The sequence below is a fragment of the Francisella philomiragia subsp. philomiragia ATCC 25015 genome (assembly GCF_000156715.1).
GTDB classification, from domain to species: domain Bacteria; phylum Pseudomonadota; class Gammaproteobacteria; order Francisellales; family Francisellaceae; genus Francisella; species Francisella philomiragia.
Map to the genome: position 1 here is coordinate 1 of NZ_DS999322.1, position 535 is coordinate 535.

Sequence of the window (535 nt, forward strand, 5' to 3'; positions counted from 1 at the left end):
TACTACTGGATTACCTAAAGGGGTGATGGTTAATCATTACAGTGTAAATAATCTTATTTCTAACTCTTTTATTGAGATTCATTCAACTGATAGTTTTACTATGCTAGCATCCACGATATTTGATGCTTCAATATTAGAAATATTCACACCACTATTAAATGGTTGTAGATTGATTATCCCTAAAGATCATAGAGCTTTAATTTCAAGTGCAGAAATATTTTTGCAATATATTCAAAAAAATAGAATATCAGTTTTATGGTTAACTAAAACACTTTTTGATTCATTATATAATCAAGACAATTATATATTTAAAGAATTAAAATATTTACTAATTGGTGGTGAAGAATTAGATTTAAATATTTTAAACAAGCTAATTTCACAAAAGGCTAATAAATCGCAATATATTCTAAATGGATATGGACCAACAGAATCTACTACTTTTACAACAATATATAGTTTTGAAGATAAAAAATATAGATTGTGTCCAATAGGAAAGCCTCTCGACAATATTCAAACATACATACTTGATCAATAT

Annotated in this window: 1 protein-coding gene; it reads left to right on the forward strand. The window is 25.8% G+C overall.

Features of this window, described 5'->3' with window-relative positions; translation table 11 throughout:
* Positions 1–535 (forward strand): AMP-binding protein (locus tag FTPG_RS09500; protein WP_035722798.1); only part of this gene is annotated, 535 nt, incomplete at both ends.